The organism is Bacillus sp. JJ1533 (genome assembly GCF_036965045.1).
Classification (GTDB): domain Bacteria; phylum Bacillota; class Bacilli; order Bacillales; family Bacillaceae_L; genus Ferdinandcohnia.
Genome location: NZ_JBALOV010000026.1, coordinates 173,310 through 195,400 on the forward strand (window position 1 = coordinate 173,310; position 22,091 = coordinate 195,400).

20 protein-coding genes are annotated in these 22,091 nt (G+C 36.8%); 14 read left to right on the forward strand and 6 right to left on the reverse strand.

The genetic code is table 11. The features are described 5' to 3' along the window. Positions 1-30: 30 nt before the first annotated feature. The gene (locus V7138_RS14130) at positions 31-2,334 is read right to left on the reverse strand and encodes a helix-turn-helix domain-containing protein (RefSeq protein WP_335398389.1); all 2,304 of its coding nucleotides are present in this window, start codon (positions 2,332-2,334) and stop codon (positions 31-33) included. 295 nt (positions 2,335-2,629) lie between these two features. On the opposite strand from V7138_RS14130, the gene V7138_RS14135 reads away from it, so the two are divergent. From V7138_RS14135 to modA, 8 genes are all read left to right on the forward strand, one after another. Further along, complete coding sequence (locus V7138_RS14135) at positions 2,630-3,745, forward strand: glycoside hydrolase family 88/105 protein (protein ID WP_438824360.1); 1,116 nt, start codon at positions 2,630-2,632, stop codon at positions 3,743-3,745. Positions 3,746-3,748: 3 nt separating this feature from the next. Further along, the gene (locus tag V7138_RS14140; RefSeq protein WP_335398391.1) at positions 3,749-5,044 is read left to right on the forward strand and encodes a Gfo/Idh/MocA family protein; all 1,296 of its coding nucleotides are present in this window, start codon (positions 3,749-3,751) and stop codon (positions 5,042-5,044) included. A 23-nt stretch (positions 5,045-5,067) separates the two neighbouring features. Further along, positions 5,068-5,730, forward strand: a complete 663-nt coding sequence (locus V7138_RS14145; RefSeq protein ID WP_335398393.1) for a YesL family protein — start codon at positions 5,068-5,070, stop codon at positions 5,728-5,730. Between the two features lie 12 nt (positions 5,731-5,742). Further along, positions 5,743-6,420, forward strand: a complete 678-nt coding sequence (locus V7138_RS14150; RefSeq protein ID WP_335398395.1) for a rhamnogalacturonan acetylesterase — start codon at positions 5,743-5,745, stop codon at positions 6,418-6,420. 13 nt (positions 6,421-6,433) lie between these two features. Beyond that, the gene (locus V7138_RS14155) at positions 6,434-7,273 is read left to right on the forward strand and encodes a sugar phosphate isomerase/epimerase family protein (protein WP_335398397.1); all 840 of its coding nucleotides are present in this window, start codon (positions 6,434-6,436) and stop codon (positions 7,271-7,273) included. 52 nt (positions 7,274-7,325) lie between these two features. Continuing rightward, complete coding sequence (locus V7138_RS14160; protein ID WP_335398398.1) at positions 7,326-7,970, forward strand: hypothetical protein; 645 nt, start codon at positions 7,326-7,328, stop codon at positions 7,968-7,970. 75 nt (positions 7,971-8,045) lie between these two features. Further along, entirely contained in the window at positions 8,046-9,539 is a 1,494-nt protein-coding gene (locus V7138_RS14165; RefSeq protein ID WP_335398399.1) for a tagaturonate epimerase family protein, read from the forward strand. 57 nt (positions 9,540-9,596) lie between these two features. After that, the gene (gene modA / locus V7138_RS14170) at positions 9,597-10,376 is read left to right on the forward strand and encodes a molybdate ABC transporter substrate-binding protein (RefSeq protein ID WP_335398401.1); all 780 of its coding nucleotides are present in this window, start codon (positions 9,597-9,599) and stop codon (positions 10,374-10,376) included. A gap of 330 nt (positions 10,377-10,706) precedes the next feature. Here the strand turns inward: modA and V7138_RS14175 are convergent, their stop codons facing one another. Beyond that, positions 10,707-10,952, reverse strand: coding sequence for a helix-turn-helix domain-containing protein (locus V7138_RS14175; protein ID WP_335398403.1), 246 nt, complete (start codon positions 10,950-10,952; stop codon positions 10,707-10,709). Between the two features lie 140 nt (positions 10,953-11,092). Then, complete coding sequence (locus tag V7138_RS14180; protein ID WP_335398405.1) at positions 11,093-11,908, reverse strand: bifunctional hydroxymethylpyrimidine kinase/phosphomethylpyrimidine kinase; 816 nt, start codon at positions 11,906-11,908, stop codon at positions 11,093-11,095. 227 nt (positions 11,909-12,135) lie between these two features. On the opposite strand from V7138_RS14180, the gene trhO reads away from it, so the two are divergent. The 3 genes from trhO (at position 12,136) to V7138_RS14195 (ending at position 14,127) form a co-directional block, all read left to right on the forward strand. Beyond that, the gene (gene trhO, locus V7138_RS14185) at positions 12,136-13,098 is read left to right on the forward strand and encodes an oxygen-dependent tRNA uridine(34) hydroxylase TrhO (RefSeq protein ID WP_335398407.1); all 963 of its coding nucleotides are present in this window, start codon (positions 12,136-12,138) and stop codon (positions 13,096-13,098) included. A 117-nt stretch (positions 13,099-13,215) separates the two neighbouring features. Next, positions 13,216-13,479, forward strand: a complete 264-nt coding sequence (locus V7138_RS14190; RefSeq protein WP_335398409.1) for a hypothetical protein — start codon at positions 13,216-13,218, stop codon at positions 13,477-13,479. Positions 13,480-13,500: 21 nt separating this feature from the next. Beyond that, positions 13,501-14,127: an NUDIX hydrolase gene (locus V7138_RS14195; protein WP_335398411.1), complete on the forward strand. Its 627-nt coding sequence runs from the start codon at positions 13,501-13,503 to the stop codon at positions 14,125-14,127. Positions 14,128-14,214: 87 nt separating this feature from the next. On the opposite strand, the gene V7138_RS14200 is transcribed toward V7138_RS14195, so the two are convergent. Next, the gene (locus V7138_RS14200; RefSeq protein ID WP_335398517.1) at positions 14,215-16,296 is read right to left on the reverse strand and encodes a transglycosylase domain-containing protein; all 2,082 of its coding nucleotides are present in this window, start codon (positions 16,294-16,296) and stop codon (positions 14,215-14,217) included. Positions 16,297-16,467: 171 nt separating this feature from the next. Between V7138_RS14200 and V7138_RS14205 the strand changes: the two genes are divergently transcribed. Next, complete coding sequence (locus tag V7138_RS14205) at positions 16,468-17,889, forward strand: aldehyde dehydrogenase family protein (protein WP_335398413.1); 1,422 nt, start codon at positions 16,468-16,470, stop codon at positions 17,887-17,889. A gap of 44 nt (positions 17,890-17,933) precedes the next feature. Here the strand turns inward: V7138_RS14205 and V7138_RS14210 are convergent, their stop codons facing one another. Both V7138_RS14210 and V7138_RS14215 read right to left on the reverse strand, forming a co-directional pair. Beyond that, on the reverse strand, positions 17,934-19,076 hold the full coding sequence (locus V7138_RS14210) for an MFS transporter (RefSeq protein WP_335398414.1): 1,143 nt from the start codon (positions 19,074-19,076) through the stop codon (positions 17,934-17,936). Between the two features lie 54 nt (positions 19,077-19,130). Continuing rightward, positions 19,131-19,745 carry an RraA family protein gene (locus V7138_RS14215; RefSeq protein ID WP_335398417.1) on the reverse strand — a complete coding sequence of 205 codons (615 nt, stop codon included), beginning with the start codon at positions 19,743-19,745 and terminating at the stop codon, positions 19,131-19,133. 162 nt (positions 19,746-19,907) lie between these two features. Here V7138_RS14215 and V7138_RS14220 point away from each other — a divergent pair, with 162 nt between their 5' ends. Then, positions 19,908-20,780 (forward strand): LysR family transcriptional regulator, encoded by an 873-nt coding sequence (locus V7138_RS14220; protein WP_335398419.1) that lies wholly within the window; start codon positions 19,908-19,910, stop codon positions 20,778-20,780. A 163-nt stretch (positions 20,781-20,943) separates the two neighbouring features. After that, the gene (locus V7138_RS14225; RefSeq protein WP_335398421.1) at positions 20,944-22,089 is read left to right on the forward strand and encodes a PrpF domain-containing protein; all 1,146 of its coding nucleotides are present in this window, start codon (positions 20,944-20,946) and stop codon (positions 22,087-22,089) included. The last annotated feature ends 2 nt before the right edge of the window (positions 22,090-22,091 follow it).

A 22,091-nucleotide genomic window follows, 5' to 3' on the forward strand; every position in this document is an offset into this window, starting at 1 on the left:
ATTGCCCCTTTTCGAGATTCTATTGCTTCTTTAATTTGCCCTAACTGATTCACGGTATTTACCTGGTGTCGTTCCTTCGATTTTCTTAAAGGAACGAATAAAGTTCTGGGAGTTGTTAAAGTTCAGTTTGTCTGAAATATCTTTGACAGAGATGTCAGTTTCAGCAAGCCATTTTTTCGCCATATTGATCCGATACATAGATAAATATTCACTGAATGAAATGTTCATTTCCTTTCTGAAAATACTACTCAAATAATTTGGATTATAATGGAGTCGATTCGCAATCATATCCAAAGTAATGTTCGATTCAAATTCTTCGTGAATGATATGAACAATGTTTTCCGAAATGGTCTTATATTGTGATTCAGAACGATCTTCAATTTTTTGAAGAAGGGGATCGATTACCACTGTGATAAACCATTCCTTCACCTCTTCTCGAGATTTCAATTCATAGACTGTTTCAAAAATGGAACGATTATCTTCTAAATCTAAAATATTTATCGCTAATGTATGCATTAACTCAATTAAATCACTTAAAAATCGAACTAATGAAATTTGGTATTGAACATGATTTAAATCTTCTGAGAAGATTTCATCAATTAACTCGTTCAGTAAGACGTATACTTTCTTTTTGTCGTTTACCTTTATTGAATCGAATAATTCATTTTCGATTCGTTTAGGGAAATAGGTGTATAAACCCTTTCCGATTTCAAGGTTTTCAAAAAAGATAATGGATTCAGTGCCATATTTAAGTGTATATTTTAGTGCCTCAAGACTTTCTTTATACGCGGTTCTTGTCTCGAGAACATCTTTAAATGGTTCACTGACCCCAATACTGACAGGAACACTGTATTCTTCTCTTACTTTTTTCTGGATTTTCTCTGCGATTGTATTTACATATTGATTAAACTCCGTTTTGGATTCGATATTACTTAATAAAAGGGTGACCTGGTATTGTTTATTAACAATTGGCTTCATTCGTTCATCACTTGGAATCAGTTCTTCGACGAGACCATTGATAACAAATAACAATACGTCCTCTTCCTTTGATTTGTAAGAAGTTCCCTCAAGACTATCAATTTGAACGGTTAACACACTAAGCCACTTAAAATCTAAGTTGTATCCGTAATATTCCATTCTGCCTTTTAGCTCGTCCTCGATAACCTTACCCGTTAATAGACGATGCATAAAAAATTGTTTGAGCTGATTAATCTGGTTTTGTAATGATTTTTCCAAGATATCATTTTGCTTCATCATGTCTTTGACATGATTTTCTATAAAGTCGAATTCATTCCTATCTTTGCCGTCTTCTTTATGAGTGAGTGAATGCAAAATAACATTTTGTAGTTGTTTAATAGGTTGATAGATAACTTTACTTCCAAATAACGCTAATAATAATGACATTATGGCAATCAATAAGGTGATCGCAAGTGTAAACCACCCAATTGACCTTGATTGACCTGCTAATTCACTAAGTTCAACAATGGAGATATAAATCCAGCCATTGTAAAACGATTTTCGATAGGTAAAAAGGTAATCAGTATTGTTGGATGTAATCGTAAATTGACCAGTATTATTTTCACGTAATGTGTTTTTAGTTAATACATCACGGTATTCAAAGGCTTGTCCAATTTTATTATGATCATTATGAAGGACAACGCTTTCATTTTCATCAAGAATGTAAAACCTTTCTAACGTATTGTCCTTCTGTAAAATATCTCGAAAGCTACACGATGGGATATTGGCGATAATCATCCCTGTTGTATTCGATGAAACGATAGGAATCTTTTTAATCAAGTTTAAATTATAGCCGCAAGCACGAGAAGCAACCTTCTTGTACAGGGGTTCATTTGTGTTTTCTTCCAATAGCCAGACAGATCTTGTCTTAAGGGAAAGGTAACGATCTGAAATTTCTTGCAGCTGAGGTTCAGAAAGTCGCTGCAAACCGTAATTATTAACGAGCCAATTGTTCCCGAGACTAATGAGAGCAACATCTGTTAAACGAGTATCAAACGTTTGTTGATGACTTAGGTCGTCCCTTAACTGGTTATAGAGCTGAAACTGCCTCGTTGTAAGTGGTTCCCTTAATGATTCAATGATTTTAGATGAAGATGCTAATTGAGTTAAGGACTGATCGACAGACTTAATAACCTGCTCGACATTTGTTTGAATTTGGTACACGCTATGTTCTTTTTCTTTGGCAACAAAATCTTCAACAGCAGAGGTAGAACGAATGAATGAAAATATACCAACAATGATGACCGGTATAATGGCTAGAATACTAGCAAATAAAATAATTCTATGGAAGAAACTTACTGGTAGTTTGAATTTCATGTAATCACTCCAAATCTATTCAAATGTGAGGATAGACAACCCACCTGTAATATCCCTGTAATATTTGAATGCCCTTTTATTATAGTTGTTGTTTTAGATAAATTGAATAATCATTATGTCAGATTGTGTTCATAATATTAGAACAACCCTTATAAACTCAAGGGATTAAGGTCCTATTTAAAAGTAAATTAAATGATTATAGTTATTATTTTATAAATACCTTATCATGAAAGCAGGAGAAATGTTATCGTTTACAAACCTTGTAAACAATCATGGAGAGAAAGGGTGTAGGTTCTTGAATAACACAAAAATTGAAAAATCACCTTTATATTTTGCGAAAAAAATGTGTGATACGCTTATGGAGAAATTCACTCCAGAAGAGCTTCCGCCGGGTGGACGCTGGCACTATCACCAGGGCGTATTTTTATGTGGCATGGAACTAGTATATAACAAAACAGGAGAAGAAAAGTATTTTGATTATTTAAAGGCATATGTCGATCATAATATCGATGAAAATGGAAATCTCTTATTTGCTAGAGATGAATTAGACTCGATTCAAGCAGGATTATTGTTGTTCCCATTATATAAAGCTACCGGTCTAAAAAAATATGAAATAGCAGCACGTCGATTACGCAATATCTTTACAACGTTAAACTTAACGAGTGAAGGTGGATTTTGGCATAAGGACAAATATCCTTACCAAATGTGGCTGGATGGTTTGTATATGGGCGGACCATTTGCCCTACACTATGCACAGGACTTCAATGAGCCAGAATTAATCGATATGGTTATTCATCAGGAAAAATTGATGCGCAAGTATACAAAGAGTGAGGCGACTAACCTTTATCATCACGGCTGGGATGAAAAGTGTGCTCAGCCATGGGCTCGTCCAGATGGAAAAGCTCCAGAAATTTGGGGGCGTGCATTAGGTTGGTATGGATTAGCGGTAATTGACATGATTGATATTTTACCAGAGGATCACCCGCATCGGGAAGATTGGATCGCATTTATACAAGATTATGTTCGCGATATTGTGAACTACCAGGATGAAAAAACTGGTTTATGGTACCAAGTCATTGATAAAGGTCACATGGAAGACAATTGGCTCGAGACGTCTGCTTCAAGTCTATTTATCTATGTCATTGCAAAAGCTGTTTCAAAAAAATATGTAGGAGAAGAGTTTGCTGTATATGCTACAAAAGCTTATGAGGGACTACTTAACCATAAAATACAGGAAACTCAAGAAGGAAAGCTTATTATTGATGACATTGTAATTGGTACTTCAATCGGAGTATATGATTATTATATCAATCGTGAGCGGAGTCACAATGACTTGCACGGTGCAGGTGCGTTTATCATGGCCAGTATGGAAATGGAAAAATTACTTGCTAAACATGCGGGGGTTAAGTAATACATGAAAAAATATGCTGTCTGTGGATTAAGTAACAGAGCGTTAAAAATGTTTATTCCACCTTTAGTAGAAAAATTCGCAAAGCAAAGTGAGATTGTTGGATTACTAGATAGTGACGAGTATCGGGTTGAGCTATGTAAGGAAAAATTTCCTGTCTTGTCCCAAACACCATCATACCAGCCAGATCAATTTGATCGAATGATTGAAGAGACGAATCCGGATTGTATTATTGTTGTAAGCCGCGATAACACACATATTGATTACATTTTACAAGCTCTAGAACATGATGTGGATGTTATTACGGAAAAGCCGATGGTAACTACAGCCAGTGATGCAGCAAAGGTGATGGAGGCAGAAAAGAAAAGTAAAGGTAAAGTAACTGTGGCGTTTAATTATCGCTATAGTCCATACCATCGAAAAATTAAAGAACTTGTTTTAGAAGGTAAAATCGGACGAGTGACTTCCGTTGATTTGAATTGGTATATCGACACCTATCATGGAGCAAGTTACTTCAAGCGTTGGAATCGGAAACGAGAATTCTCTGGTGGGCTTTCAGTCCATAAATCAACACATCATTTTGATTTAGTGAATTGGTGGATCGACCAATATCCAGAAGAGGTTTATGCTCACGGAGCATTGCATTATTATGGACGCAATGGAGAACTGAATCCGGATCCAGCAACTGATAACAGATTTTGTGGCACCTGTCATGTCAGAGATAATTGTGATTATTATGTAAGATGGAATCCTGGTGAATTTTCAGAGGTTATTGAAGATGATCACTTAAGTATGGGGGAACAAAAGGAAAATACCTATACCAGTTACCGTCCTGATGCTTGTATTTTTGATTCAGAGATTACGATTGAGGATACGTATACAGCGACAGTAAAATATAATAAAGGTGCTCTATTAAGCTATTCCATTAATTTCTCTACTCCGTTTGAAGGCTATCGCTTAGCCATCAATGGAACAAAGGGAAGAATTGAAACACAAGAGTTCCATGCACCAAGCCGGGTACCATTTGAAGTACCTGAACAAACAATCGATTTTTATCCGTTATTTGGATCAAAGGAAATCATTCATGTTGTGAAATCGGCTGGTGGGCATGGAGGTGGTGATCCTGTTTTAATTCATGATCTGTACCAGGGAATTGATCCGCGACGACACTATGAAATATTAGCAGGTGCGGAAGCAGGAGCTTATTCGATTGCCCTCGGAGAAGCTGTTTGGAAATCCGTACAGGAACATAAGCCAATCTTGATTGAACAATTATTAACAAACTATCAAGAGCAAAAGTAACTTTGGAAAGGGGAGTTAAACAGATGCTAGGAGGATTGGATAGTCCATTTTATCGTTGGTGTGGGGCCATCTCACGTTTAGTTTATTTGAATTTACTATGGGTTTTATTTACAGCAATGGGACTTGTTGTTGCAGGATTTGTACCTGCAACAGTGGCCCTATTTGCAGTTACTAGAAAGTGGTTGATGGGGGAAGAGGATATCCCTGTTTTTTCAACATTTTGGAGTGTATATAAAAAGGAATTTTTAAAATCCAACCTCCTAGGACTGACCCTCTTCATAGCAGGATATATATTATATGTTGATCTAGTTTTTTTACCAACGACTAGCACAGTATACATTGTGGTTCGGTACGCATTAATCGCGATTTGTTCAGTCTTTATTGTCATATTGCTTTATATTTTTCCTATTTATGTACACTTTAACGGGAATATTAAAACCTATTTGAAACACGCTGTCATGTATGGCCTATCATTCCCTCTTGTTACCTTTGCGATGGTGGTGGGGATGTTCATCCTTTATGTTGGGTTCACATATGTACCAGCCCTTATTCCTTTATTAAGTGCAAGTATGCTAGCCTACCTCATCATGTGGCTGTCGTTAAAGGTATTTGCAAGAATTGAGGAAAAGGTAAACGGAAAAATCGAAATGAAATCAGACAAAAGCAGCGAACCAAGTTTTCGCTAGGTTGAAGGTGTTGTGATGAAAAATATTCATATTTATATTGCCGGAGATTCAACAGTTTCGGTCTGTCCTCCGAACGAAGAACCTAGAGCTGGATGGGGTCAGGTACTTCATCACTATTTTCTTGATGATGTCATCATCCACAATTTTGCGATAGGAGGAAGAAGCTCCAAAAGCTTCATCGATGAAAAACGACTTGATACAATTCTGAATGAAATCCAACCGAATGATTATCTCTTTATTCAATTCGGACATAATGATCAAAAACAGGATCACCGAAGAACGGAGCCTTACTCATCCTACCAATTCTATCTTAATCAATATATTGGCGGAGCAAGAGAGAAAAAGGCAATCCCTGTTTTAATTACCTCCATGCATCGAAGGACCTTTGATGAAAATGGAAAGATCGTCAACAGTTTAGGTGAGTATCCAGAAGCAATGGTTGCTCTTGCTAAACAACAACAAGTCAGTCTTATTGATTTATGGATGGAATCTAAACAACTGTATGAATCCTTAGGACCTGATAAAAGTAAAGAACTTTTCATCTGGTTTGATCCTGGTGAACACCCCAACTATCCAGATGGAATTAGTGATGACACGCATTTTTGTGAAGATGGAGCAAAAAAGCTTGCTAGCATTATTGCCAAAGAAATAAAAACAAGCATTCCGAGTCTAGCAAAATATGTAAAGTAGAGAAGGTGGCCATATGATTAATTTAGGAATTAGAGCGCATGATGTAAAGGCAAGTTCCTTGAATGAACTTGTTCAAAAAATTGCAGATAAAGGACTAACATCCGTGCAATTGGCATTGGCGAAATCATTTCCGGAACTTAACACGAGCTTAGGGAGTCTTTCACCAGGTTTAGGTAAGCATATCGGAAAGGCTTTTCAACAAAAAAATATCGAAATAGCCGTACTTGGCTGTTATATTAATATGATTCATCCCGATCTCGAGGAACGACAAAAAGGATTAGAACGTTTTAAGGAGCATATCCGATTTGCAAGGGATTTTGGCTGTACTGTCATCGGAACAGAAACAGGGAATGTTCATGCGAAAATGGGATATACAGTTGATAACTTCCAAGAAAAGCCTTTTTTAGATGTAGTTGAAAGTGTGAAGGAGCTTGTTCAGGAAGCTGAAAAATTCGGTGTAATTGTTGGGATAGAAGCGGGAGTGAATCACCCTGTGTATAGCTCAAGCCTTTTAAAACGCTTATTGGTTGAAGTGCATTCGAATAATCTCCAAGTCATCTTTGACCCGGTCAATTTATTAACAGTAGACAATTACCGTCAGCAGGAAGAGATCATTAAGGAAGCAATTGAACTTTTGGGAGATCGAATCATTATTGTTCACTGTAAAGATTTTGTAATTGAAGAAGGACAGTTGAAATTTGCTCCTCCAGGTAAAGGACTATTAAACTACGATTTAGTGATGGAGTTACTTAAGCCGAAAAAACCATTTATTCAATTTCTACTAGAAAGTACAACGGAACCTTTTATAGATGATAGTATTGCATTTTTACAGAGAAAGTATGAAAATGCTTAATATGGAATAATTTTTCCTGAAATACACATCTTGTTGAAGGGACGTAGGAAATTTGAGGGAAAAAGGAAGGGTCAAAGAATTATTTGCAGCAATGAGTCCTGCAGAAAAGGCCAAGTACTTTTGGGAGTATTATAAATATTATTTATTTGCATTTCTGCTCGTAATTGTTGTTACTGTCTTTCTAGTAAACAACCATAATGTTAAAAAGGAGCCTGCACTGTCCATTTTTGTTTTGGGGGAGTTAGTAGATGCAAAAGAGATCAATAAAATCGCTCAAAAACTAAATGAAGAAATGCTTTCGGACAAGCAAAGAAAAACACATGAAATATCAATTCAAGTCATTCCATATGCACCAGATGCTGCAGATTTTACTATTGTCATGGCTGCTTTACAAAAGGTTGCTGGGGAAATCTCAACCGGAGATTTGGATGTTTTGTTTATAGATAAAAAACAATTTGAGATGATGAATCAAGATCACTATTTTTATAGTCAAAATGAATTGGTAAATGGCAGTCTTCCAATTGATGAAGATTCATTATACGTTGATTCTCGGCAGCAAATCACAGGAATTGATGTTTCTGCGGTACCACTCTTTAATGAAGCCATTGATGATGCTGAAATGGTAATGGGAGTGCTTGTAAATTCTCAAAAAAGAGAGGAAACAAAAAAACTATTTCAAGTTTTGTTCATGAATTAACTAATTTATATTAACAATTCTAGTATATTACGATATATTTTAATAGAATGGCAATAATTTTAGGAGGCTATATCAATGGAACATTTAAAACAACTAGTTGAGGCAGTCAAAAACGAAAGCGTTTCCGAATATACAGGGGAAGTTAAAGTATATGAAAAATCGCTTACACATCATGATAATGTAAGCCTTGTCATGGTGAGGGATCATCAACAAAAATGGATTCTTGCAGTCGGCGAAGGTTCGTTATTTAATGAGCTGGAAGGGGACGTAATTGCAGATCATGCAAAAGCATGTCCATTAACACATGAAAACCGACTTGTGTTGAATCGTCATTTCGAATATACAGTTCCAAGAGCTTTCGGTACAAAAATTGCGACAATGGGTCTTGGTGACCGTCTGGGTCTTGCTTCTCCGGGACATATTGAAACCGTTCGCAAACATCATGTAAAGCCAATCCTTGCTCAACAAAGTATTCGTGAATTAACATTGACCAATCGTACAATGAATGATGTGATTGATGCAGCTAGTTTTGCAGTTTTCCAAGAAGGCTACACGGGTGGATTTGGAGCAGATGGTGATCACTTAAAAGAAGAAGAAGATATTAAAATGGCCTTATCGCTAGGTATGTCAATGCTTACTTTAGACTGTTCGGATCACATTCAAAATCGCGTAGAAGGCTTGACAGTAGATGAGATCAGTGTTGAATTTGATAGTCTTCCTGAGGAAACAAGGAATCATTATCATAACTTATATATGAATAAAGAATTCGATGTTAACGGTCTGGACATCGTATTTGACGAAAAAATCGTAAAGAAATTTGCATTGTTATATGGAAACGCTTTAGATTATATGGTTCATATTCATGACACTTATATTGTAAATGCAGGTCGTGATATTGATTTTGAAATTTCAATTGATGAAACAGAAACGGTTACTTCACCAGCAGCACATTTCTTTGTAGCAAATGAACTTAAAAATCGAGGAGTAACCGTAACAAGCCTTGCTCCAAGATTCTGTGGTGAGTTCCAAAAAGGAATCGACTATATTGGGGATATCGAACAATTTGAAAAAGAATTGCGCGAACATGCATTAATTGCAGAGTACTTTGGCTATAAACTAAGTATCCACTCCGGTAGTGATAAATTTACAGCGTTTCCAATTATCGCGAAATATACGAACGGTGTTCTTCACGTAAAAACAGCTGGAACGAACTGGCTTGAAGCGATTCGTGTAATTGCGAAGGTAAACCCAGACCTATACCGAAGAATGCATGCCTATGCATTAGAGCATCTTGATGAAGCACTTAAGTATTATCATATTACACCAGATTTGAGTACAATCGTTCCACTTGATACGGTTGCAGATGCTGATCTCCCTGAATATATGAATAATAATGCTGCAAGACAAGTGATTCACGTCACATATGGAATATTATTAACAGCAAAAGACGAAGAAGGAAACGATCTTTTCAAGGATGAATTCTTTAATACACTCAATGAAAGAGAAGAAGAGTACCGTCAAGGGCTAGTTAACCATATTGGCAAGCATGTAGAGTTATTGAATTTGTAATTGATTTACTTTTAAAACACCTTCCATTTTAGTTATACTAACTAGGGAAGGTGTTTTATGTATAGGATTAACGTTTTATTCATTCTAGTCTTATTTTTAACTGCTTGTGGATCACCTGAGTTGAATGAAGATGTCAAGACCATTGAATTAACAGTTTCGGCCGCAGCAAGTATGCAAACTGTTCTTGAAGAACTAACAAAAAACTTTGAAGAGAAACATTCAACGATTGACATCTCCTTTAATTTTGGAGGTTCCGGTGCACTTGCCCAGCAAATTTCACAAGGAGCACCGGTTGACCTATTTTTATCTGCTTCAATTGAAAAATTTGATGCATTAGTAGATGATGGCCTAATTGATCAAAGCCAGAAAAAGAACGTCATCGGCAATGAGATTGTCTTAATTTCACCGATTGAAAATGAAAAGGACATTTCCTCTTTGGAAGATTTAAAAACGAAGGCTGATCGTGTTTCAATTGGCATACCTGAATCTGTACCAGCAGGAAAATATGCAAAAGAAGCACTAGATAGTATGGGATTATGGAATAGCATCGAAAGAAATACTGAGATTGTTTTTGCAAAGGATGTTCGGCAAGTATTAACCTATGTCGAAACAGGAAATGTCGACGCCGGGTTCGTTTATAAAACGGATGCGCAAAGCACAGATCAAATTAAAGTCATTTCAAGTGTGGATTCTACGTACCATTCAGCAATTATCTATCCAATCGGGGTCCTCAATTCGTCTAAGCATATGGATGAAGCTACATTGTTTTATGAGTATTTATTAAGTGAAGAAGCCTTACATATCTTTGAGGAATATGGATTTACAAGAATCAAGTAAAAAAGCAATTGGCAGTTCATAATGCCAATTGCTTTTTTTATAGTAGAAATTATAAAATTAATGGTTGTAGTTTGGGTGTATCCAAGTCCAGCTCCAGCGCCTAGCCAGTTTTCCACCTTGAATGGGCTTCTGTGAGTATTTTGCGAAAAGCTTTGCTTTGAGCAGCTCGAGGTCATAAGCCAATCTGTCAAGAAGGATAAAATACATCCTTCTAGCCAGCTTTTCTTATGCTTGTCGGACTTGCACAGGATGTGCTGACATCGACGTTTGCCACAGGACGTGGCAGTAATTAGTCGATGTTCCACTACAAGGCGCTTGCGCTTTTTTTTATTACATATAAGGTTGTACGCCTTTCGCTACTTCTTGAACGACGGATGCTAGGGATGATATTTGTTGATCGTCTAAGTTAAAAGACTCTTTAATTTTCGTTTCAAGGTTGGTCGTAATTCTGCGTTTGCCTACTTCGACAAGAGCTATTAGCGCAAAGCTGCAATTTACAGCTTTTGCAAAATCACGTTGTGTCATGTTGTTTCTTTTGCGTAAAAATTTCACGATATCTTTGTTAATCCTAGGCATTTTTACACACTCCTTACCTATGGCTTTTTACAAATGACTACATGGACTTATCTATTATTCTATGATATTCACATATTACCATCATATATAAAATTCGTCTAGATGAGAAAAACTGTAGAGCATGTCTACAGTTTTGCTAATTATTTATCTCCATATAGTCGACGTGCGGCATGATTTGTTGGGCCAACAAATTCATTTAGTTGGAAGGAATGACGAATGGCTGCCGTGATGAATTTTTTCGCTTCATATATCGCTTCCTTTACATCTAAGCCTTTTGCCAGTCCAGCAGCAATTGCGGCAGATGAAGTACAACCGGCACCGTGAGTAAAGGATGTTTCAAAACGGTCACCTTCAAGTACCTCAAGTTCTTTTCCGTCATATAAAACATCTACTGCTTTATCATGTTTTAGCTTTCCGCCACCTTTAACGAGTACATATTTTGCACCAAGGTCATGAATCTTCACAGCAGCTTCTTTCATTTGGTCAACAGTTGTAATCGAACCGATTCCACTTAGTTGTCCTGCCTCAAATAAATTTGGAGTAATGACTGTTGCCAGTGGAGTAAGGAGTTCTCTAAGAGCAACGGCATGGTCTGGGAAGAGTACTTCATCTTCGCCCTTACAAACCATTACAGGGTCTACAACAAATTTTTGAAGATTATGTTTCTTTGCCGCATCTGCAGCTATTTCGATAATATCAACAGTTGGAAGCATTCCAGTTTTTGCAGCATCCACGCCAATTCCATCAAGGATTGTCGCTAACTGTGCCTTAATGATATCGACGTCAACCGGAAACACTTGGTGATTCCAACGATTATTTGGGTCCATTGCAACAATTACAGTTAAGGCAGACATGCCGTATACGCCATATTCTTGGAAAGTCTTTATGTCGGCTTGGAGACCAGCTCCACCGCTACTATCAGAACCTGCAATCGTTATTGCTTTAGGTAAACTCATGTTTGAAACCCCCATATTAAAAAGTTTAACAAGCTTATTATATATCAAATGATAAAAATAGATATATTGTTGAAGAAAAAAATCGACTTTACAATATAAGGAAGGTATAAATGATTGATTTAGTAATAAACAATTTGATACAATACACTGATGTAAGAGAAAAAGTGTAATTCGATCCTAAACACATTCATATCTTGCAAATATTAATGATAGGCGGTCGAAAAAGAATGACAGAAACAAAACCTTATCGAGTATTACTTTATTATCAGTATGTGACAATTGAAAATCCAGCAGAATTCGCTAAAGAACATCTTGCATTCTGTAAGGAAATCGGTTTGAAAGGTCGGATTCTAGTTGCAACGGAAGGGATTAACGGAACGGTTTCCGGTACAATTGAACAAACTGACAAGTATATGGAAGAAATGAGAAAAGATCCACGCTTTGCAACTATTGTTTTTAAAATTGATGAAGCAGATGGACATGCTTTTAAGAAAATGCATGTTAGACCACGTCCAGAGCTCGTGAACTTAAGCCTTGAGGACGATATTAATCCGCTTGAATTGACAGGAAAATACTTAAGCCCAAAAGAATTTTATGAAAAAATGCAGGATCAAAATACTATTATTCTAGATGCACGAAATACCTATGAATATGATTTGGGACATTTCAGAGGTGCAATTAGACCAGATGTTGAAACATTCCGTGATTTACCACAATGGGTACGTGAAAACAAAGACATGTTAGAAGGCAAAAAGATTTTAACATACTGCACTGGCGGAATTCGTTGTGAAAAATTCTCTGGATGGTTAGTAAGAGAAGGCTTTGAGGATGTTGGCCAGCTTCATGGTGGAATTGCAACTTATGGTAAAGACCCTGAGGTACAAGGTGACCTTTGGGATGGTCAGTTATATGTATTTGATGAAAGAATTGCGGTTCCAGTAAATCATAAAGAGCATGTAATTGTTGGGAAAGACCATTTTACTGGTGAACCTTGTGAACGCTATGTAAACTGTGCAAACCCTGAATGTAATGAACAAATTCTATGTTCCGAAGAAAATGAGCATAAATATTTAAGAGGCTGTACACATGAATGTCGTGTTCATCCACGTAATCGCTATGTTGAAGAAAATGGTCTATCTGAAGAAGAAGTAGCAGAACGACTACAGGCTCTTGAAAAAGAATTCGTATAACAGTAAGCATGATAACCACAGTGAGATGTAATCACTGTGGTTTTTTCGTATAATGTTTATGGGGGGTTTGTGTCCATCATTTTCTGGTACAATATAGAAATAGAAGGGAGAGAATCTGTGAAATTTATTGCATCGCATCCGTATATTGTTGTCCAAAGAAAAATTGAGTGGAATGAACAAAAATATATTGAAACACATCATCAACTACGATTGTTCGAAGACAGAATCCTTTCTTCTGTAAATGAATTTCAACTAGATCATGTGTATGATGTTTCCTACCGAACCAGCTTTTTATACCTTCACACAAATCAGGGAGTATTCTCCTATAATATAAAAGAAGATCCAATTGAATTTATTACTGCTTTTAAAAATTTAAAGTAAGAAATATTTATGAGGTGAACCATGGAAATCGATAATATTGTCAATATCGTCAAAAATCGAACTCCATCCATTTTAGGCCTAGGTGAATTCAAGCGTTTTTCCATTCTTCTTCCTTTGATTAAAAAAGATAATGACGTTCATATCCTGTTTGAGGTTCGTTCAAGTCAACTTAGAAGACAGCCCGGTGAGATCTGTTTTCCAGGTGGAAAAATGGACCCCACTGATAAAGATGAACGGCAAACTGCAGTAAGGGAAACGATGGAGGAACTTGGAATAAAAGAGAGTGCGATTACAGAGGTAAGTCCATTGGATTATTTTGTATCACCATTTGGAACCATTATTTATCCATTTGTCGGAGTGATCACTAATCCTGATGAGATTCGGCCCAATCCTGCAGAAGTTGGCGAGGTCTTTACAGTACCATTGTCATTTTTTCAGTCAACTCCACCACAAATTTTCAAGGTGAAGTTTCATGTAGAACCGGAAGAAAATTTTCCATTCAATGATATCATTGGCGGAGAAAATTACAATTGGCAGGTAAGAGGAATGGATGAATGCTTCTATTATTATAAAGACCGAGTCATCTGGGGCTTAACCGCAGGAATTCTTAAACATTTTATAGAAGTAATTGAAAAAAGCCCTGAATAAGGGCTTTTTTAGTTTATTATGTTTTAAAAATGTCACAAACTTCCAGAGTGAGTATTGCTCCTTTATTGAACAATACTCTTTTTTTAACTAGTTCCCAAGTAATCCCTCTACTTTTTCTTTCACTTTTTGGCTTACATCTTTCATGTCTTTTTTCGCTTCTTCCAGGACTAGCTTCCATTTTGCACTTTCTTCTTTTAATGTCTCTTCCACTTTTTCAGCTTTTTCTTTGATTTCTTCTTTTGTAATGGTTTTTCGATCCTCTTGTCCGGCAAGCTTGGCATTAACGGAGTCAACATCAAAGGTATCAACTTCCATTGATGGAAGCATTTCTTCCATCATTGCCCTAAAAATAGGAACAATATAGTCTGAACTGCTTCCGCGAATATAATGGGTTTTATCTGTTTTGTCATAACCTAACCAAACAGCACCAACAAAATTCGGCGTATACCCAACAAACCATTGATCCTTTGTCCCATTAATGTCTGCATAAGGAAGCTGAGTTGAACCCGTTTTTCCTGCTAACTCAACTCCAGGGATTTTCGTTCCCTTGCCTGATCCTGTTTCTACAACGTTTAATAGCATGGATGTCATATCATCAGCTACTTTTTTAGAAGTAACTTTTGTTGTTTTGTGCTTATGTTCCGCAATTACATTCCCGGTTGGTCCTACTATTTTAGAAATCAAATGTCCTTCTGCTCGTTTTCCATCATTTGCAAAAACGGAATAGGCTTCTGCTAGCTGTAGAGGTGAAGTCCCTTTATGCATACCACCAAGTCCAATTCCAAGGTATTTGTCTTCTTCAGTATAAGGAATACCAAATCTGCGTAAAGCATCAAGCCCTTTGTCTATTCCAATTTGGTCTAACAGCCAAACGGTCGGCGCATTCAGGGAATCCTCTACTGCTTCATACATCTTTACTTCACCTTGGTATGTTTTCGAGAAATTCTCCGGTGTGTAATCGCCATATGTTTTCAGCTCATCCTTTAGTACAGAAGTTACCTCATAGCCTTCTTCGAGAGCAGGAGTATAAACTGCTAATGGCTTTATCGTTGACCCTGGTTGTGCTTGTAAATGAGTAGCACGATTAAAGCCACGGAACACATGGTCACCACGGCCTCCGACTAAACCAAGTACCCCGCCAGTTTCAGGATGCAACATTACAGCACCACTTTGCACAAGCACATCCCTGCCTTTTGGAAAAAGGTAATCCTTTTTATAGACAGCCTCAAGAGATGCTTGAATATGCTGATCCATTTCTGTATAGATGCGGTAGCCACGTGTTAGAATTTCCTCTTGCGTTAAACCATATTTTTTTATCGCTTCATCAAGCACTGCATCTACATAATAAGGATAATTTCTCTCAATGTAACTCCCGCCACCATCCTCGAGCTTGATATCTTCCTTTTTTGCTTGTGCATATTCATCATCTGTAATCATCTGTAATTCATGCATTTTCAATAAAACTGTATTTCTTCTCTTAATCGCTCCGTCGTAATTTCGATAAGGATCTAATGCAGAAGGAGCTTGAAGAACTCCGGCTAACAATGCGGCCTCACTAATCGATACATGTTCAATATCTTTATTAAAATATTTTTTAGAAGCTTGGCTAACTCCCCATGATCCATTTCCAAAGAATACTTGGTTTAAATACATTTGCAAAATTTCATCCTTGGAATAATGCTTTTCAATTTCTAATGCTAAAAAGAGCTCCTCGATTTTCCGTTTATAAGTCTGTTCAGGGGAGAGGAGGGCATTTTTTGTCAATTGCTGCGTAATGGTACTCCCACCACCCGTGATTCTTCCTGCAAACAGATTATTAAAAAAGGCGCGCATAATTCCTTTAATATCAAAGCCGTTATGGCTGTAAAATCGTTCATCTTCAATGGCGATGACTGCATTTTTTACATGGTCTGGCAGCTCTTCCACCTGTACGCCTTCTGTACGGTTTGTCACAATATTGGTCGCAACGGCACCGTCTTTATCATAAATAACAGTTGCTTGCCGCAAACCATCCTTTAATGATTGAACGTTTGCTTGACTGGCCATGAACGCAAAGAAAAGCATTGAAACTAAAATAAAAACTAATAGAATCAATAATATAATTTTTGTTAGATGCTTTTCACGCCAGAATCGTCTAATAGATTCCCAGAATCTTTTTATATACGGCATTATTTTTTCAAATAAACCTCTCATCATTGTTTCTCCATTTCATAAGGATACTTGAACTTATATTTTATAACAGTTATTCGGATATGAGAAATATAATATAATTTATGTATAGTGAAAAGTCTCTTTTATTAGTAGTATGATTAAACAATGTATGCACGGGAGGGAATATAGGTGGAAAAATACAAATTATTTATTAATGGAAAATGGGAGGAGGGCTCTCAGTACGAGGAATTACACTCACCCTATAATCAAGAAATAATTGGGTTGATTCCATTAGCCACTAACGAACAAGTTGAAAAGGCAATTGCAGGTGCACAACAAGCAACTAAGACAATGCGGAATTTAACAGCCTTTGAACGTGCAGAAATTCTTGAAAAAGTCTCTGACTTATTCACAGAAAGAATTGAGGAATGTGCCCTTATCTTAGCAGCTGAAAATGCCAAACCTTTGAAAGCGGCAAGGGCGGAGATCATTAGAACTGCTGAAACGTATAAATTTGCCGCAGAAGAAGCAAAACGAATTCACGGGGAAACCGTACCACTTGATGCGGCTAAAAGTGGGAAAGGAAGATTTGGTTACACGAAAAGAGAACCGCTTGGTGTTATTGCAGCTATCACACCCTTTAATTTTCCTTTTAATTTAGTAGCTCATAAGCTAGGTCCAGCCTTTGCAGCAGGGAATACAGTCGTTTTAAAGCCAGCTTCCCAAACACCTCTGAGTGCATTAATGACAGCGACATTTTTTGAGGAAGCCGGTTTACCGAAAGGCTCACTTAATGTCGTAACAGGCAAAGGGAGTGTCATTGGGGACCTTCTTGTTCAGGACCACCGTGTGAAAATGATCACTTTCACAGGTAGCGTACCGGTTGGAACGCGAATTAAAGAAAAGGCCGGATTGAAACGTGTAACATTAGAATTAGGCTCAAATGCAGCAGTCATTATAGATAGTGTCGATAATCTAGATGCAGTAGCAGCACGATGCGTAGAAGGGGCATTTAATTTTGCAGGGCAGGTTTGTATTTCTGTTCAACGTATTTATGTGAACGAACATTTATATGAAGGGTTTATTGAAAAAATGAAGCACTATACAAGTCAGTTAGTTCTTGGTAATCCAAAATTAGAAGTTACAGATGTTTCAGCCCTTATCCATCCAAGCGAAACAAAACGAATCGAAAATTGGGTAGAAGAAGCTGAGGGAAATGGGTCAAAAGTTGTCTTTGGTGGAAAGCGGGAAGGTACAGTTTTCCAACCGACTATTTTGACAAATACTGCAGAAGATTTAGCTATTTCCTGTAATGAAGTATTTGGACCGGTTGTGTCCGTGAATAGTTATAAATCATGGGATGAGGCGATCAAGCTTGTAAATGACTCAGAATATGGATTACAGGCAGGAGTATACACGACAAACATTCAAAAAGCATTTGATGCTGCTGACCGATTGGAGGTTGGTGGAGTTATTATAAATGATATTCCAACTTTTAGAGTAGATAATATGCCATATGGCGGGGTTAAAAACAGTGGTGTTGGAAAAGAAGGAATTAAATACTCTACAGAAGAAATGACAGAATTGAAATTTGTTTCATTTACATTATAAATGAACGAACAAAGCCTGCAGCAATCGCTGCTGGCTTTTTCATTCTATGAAGCTAGTTTACTTTTCCTTTCAGGCTTAATCGCAAATAGACCACCGAGTAAAAATGTACCACTGATAAAAAATACCGAAAAGATCCCAGCCCAAGAACCAACTAAACCAAAGAAGACTGGGGCAATTAACTGTGACAAGCGATTAGTAGCAAGCCGTAAGCCGAGAACCTCACCAGTTCTTGATTTTGGTGATGCATTGTAGGTGGTTGTCATTGAAAGTGGTTGCCCACATCCTAGTCCAATGCCCATGATGGCACTTAAGGCACCTAATAAAATCAGATTTCCTGTAAAGGGAACTAATAAAAACGAGATTCCAGCCATAAAAACGGAAGCAGTTAAGACGCTGTCCCTTCCAAACCTCACTATTAGTGCAGGTAACACAAATCGAACGATAATAATCGCAAAGCCTTGAATAGCAATAATCCAACCAATCATTGATGTAGAAATATCATACTGCTTTGCAAAGAGCGGGAAATAGGCAATGAAAATATCCCTCGAATATAGAACAAGAGCACTGGCTATTAATGCTTTCCGTAAGATAGGGATTTTTAATAAGCTAACAGATGAATTTAGACTGACTTGTTTAACATCTCCATTTCTTTTAATAACCGGAATAAGTAATGCCATTAAGATTGGAACGATGATGATAAAAATAGAGACAAAGAAAACGGATGAATATGAAATATGCTCTCCCATGTAACCTGCAATTATAGGTCCAATCATAGAGCCGAAAGCTACAACCATTCCAAAATAACTATAATAACGATCTCGGTTATTTTCATTCGAAATGTTTCCTAATAAGTTTTGAAGAGATACAGTTATAAAAATAGTTGTGACACCTACAATTAATTGAGATATATACAATGAAAGGAGGGACGGGAAGTAGTACGGAATCACCATACCGGTTGCAATTCCAACAAGTCCTACTAAAACAGGTAGCCGATCTCCAATCTTATCAGCAATCCTCCCGGCATGAATCGCAAATATTAATGGAAAAAATGCATAAACAGCAGTCAATAACCCGATATCGAATGTTGAAGCGCCAAAATCTGTAGCATACAAAGAGATAATTGCCCTCGTCATATTCATTACGGTTTGAAAAAATAAAACGATTAACAAAATAACATTTACAACCATCAAAATTACCCTCTCACCGTATAAATTTTAAAGTCATGTTGAACTATGGAGATTTTAGGCCAAAATGTTATCGATATATGCTTTTACAAATGTAGAATTTCTTAGAATATCATTTGCACGGCGGGTATCCTTTTTTAATTTTTCTTTTGCCTTTAGTAGTACATTTTGCTCAATGCTTTTAGGGATTACGACTACACCATCAGCATCACCAACTATAATATCACCCGGATTAATCGGTGCACCTCCGCAGGAAATTGTCACATTCAGTTGACCTTCACCAAATTTTCCGGAAGCTGCCACCGTGGTTCCTTTACAAAATACAGGGAAGTTAAGTTCTTTAATACCATTAATATCACGGATTACACCATCGACAACGATTCCACCAAGTCCAAGGGTTTTCGCCATTCCAATAACAAAATCACCTGCAATCGCTCGATAGGTATCCCCCTTAGCATCCACGACTAAAACATCACCAGGCTTCGCTTCTTTCATTCCTTTAAGGACCATATAATTATCGCCAACAGGTATTTTAACCGTAAAAGCCCTACCGACTAAATGATGGTTGTGAATTAGTGGTTTAATGGAGGAATGTAAATTATTGAGCCCGTTCATTGCATCAGAGATACAAGTAGTAGGTAAATGTTGAAATTCAGCTAATATTTTATCCATTTTTAACACCTCATATTTAAAATTGGTCAATCGTTATCAGAACTTACATTATATTTTGATAACCTTTTATTAGAAATATAGTATACTACTACATATAAGTAAAATACTGTATTTTGATAGTTAGCCATAACTAAAACCAATATCTAAATAAAGGGGAATGTGATGAGAAGTCAGGATTGGGAAATCTTAAAGGTTTTATTTGAAAACAAAAATATAACAAAAACCGCTCAAAGCTTATATCTTTCACAGCCAGCACTTACAAACCGAATTCAACAAATTGAGAAGGAATTTGGAACGAAAATTATTAATCGGGGACGAAGAGGTGTCCACTTTACTCCACAGGGTGAATATTTAGCAAAAAGTGCAGAAGAGATGGTTCGAAAACTACAAGAAATTAAAGAAAATATATCGAATATGGACAATAACATAGTCGGTACAATTAAGTTTGGAGTTTCTAGTTATTTTACAAAATATAAACTTCCCAAGCTATTGCGGCTTTTTAAAGATCAGTATCCTAATGTCGAGTTTCAGGTTACAACTGGGTGGAGTAGGGATATGTTTAATGCTTTATATAAAAAGGATGTGCACATAGCATTTGTACGGGGAGATTATCATTGGCAAGGACAGAAACAGCTTTTATTTGAGGAACAACTTTGTATTGCCTCAAAAAACGAAGTGAATATAAAAGAACTTCCTAATTTACCAAGAATCGATTACAAAACTGATAATCTACTTAAATCCCTTGTTGATAATTGGTGGTCAGAAAATTATTCAGAACCGCCAATGATAACCATGGAGGTAGATCAGGTGGATACTTGTAAGGAAATGGTGGCGAATGGATTAGGGTACGCGATTATGCCAGGTTTGATATTAAATGGGATAGAAGGAATCCAAAAAATTAATTTGACAGATCAAGATGGAATGCCACTCCTTCGAAAGACATGGATGTTTTACCATGATGAATCGCTTGAATTAAATGTGATACAAGCATTCGTTACATTTATTAAAAGTTTAAATATAGAAGAGGCCCTTTGAGGTTTGATAGAGAATAATTTTTTGCTCATAGAGTAATTGAATTATTCTCTTATTTTTTTAGATATTCAAAAAAGATATGGTTGGTCATAATTATTAAGTATTTTTGTTATGTCTGATTAGCGATTACTATTTATGTAATGGTAGTTGAGAAATATCAAAGGAGTTGATTATTATTTCACAGTTTTCGATACCTTGTGTAGTTTACCGTGGTGGCACAAGTCGAGGAATCTTTTTTAACGAGAAATATTTACCGAAGGATTTAGAAACACGCAAGCAAATTTTTATGGCAGGTATTGATGCGTATAATCCATCACAGGTTAATGGTCTTGGAAGTGGAACATCACATACAAGTAAGGTATGTGTTATTGCGAAATCAAATGGGGCTGCAGATGTGGATTATACTTTCTATCAAATTGGTATTGGAGAAGAATTAGTTGATGACAAAGGTACATGTGGAAATCTAATGGCGGCAGTAGGAGCATATGCGGTAGATGAAGGATTGGTGGATATTGAAAGCTCCGATGGATACGTTAAGGTAACTGTATGTAATACAAATATTAAAAAAATGCTTACCATTCATGTTCCAGTTGTTGCGGGGAAAGCGAAAGTAAATGGTGATTTCTACGTCCCCGGATTGAAACTCCCTGGAGCCAAATATTCAGTAGAAATTCTGGAGCCTGGTGGGGGAAAAACAGGATTAACATTACCTATCGGTACTAGTTTTTTACTAAAAACAGAAGAAAAATCCTATAATGTTTCATTCGTTGATGTCGTAAACCCATTTGTATTCGTATTAGCTTCTGAATTAGGAATTAAGGGAATAGAAATGAATGATGAGTTATCCCAGAACCATCGTTTAAGAATGGAAATTGAAAGTATCCGACTGCGTGCTGCTGTTGCTGCAGGAATGTACCCCTCTATTGAGGTAGCAAAGGAAACACCCTCTGTTCCGAAAATAGCAATCGTTGCAGAGCCACAGAACTATGTAACAAGTTCCGGAACTATTGTGAAATCTGAGGAAATCGATATTGTAGCGAAGATGCTTTCCATGGGGAAATTTCACCGCACATTTGCAGGAAGTGGTCTCTATTGTATTGCAGCAGCTGCTGTGCTACCAAATACAAATGTAAATCAATATGCAAGGAAGAAAGATTTAAATGAAGAAATGATCCGAGTAGGACACCCGGATGGAATTGCGATGGTTAAAGTAGGTTTAACCGAAGATAAAACAGATGTTGCATATGTTGGATTAGAACGGACAGCAAGAAGAATCATGAAAGGGGATTTATTTGTACCTGAATCTAATTAAAT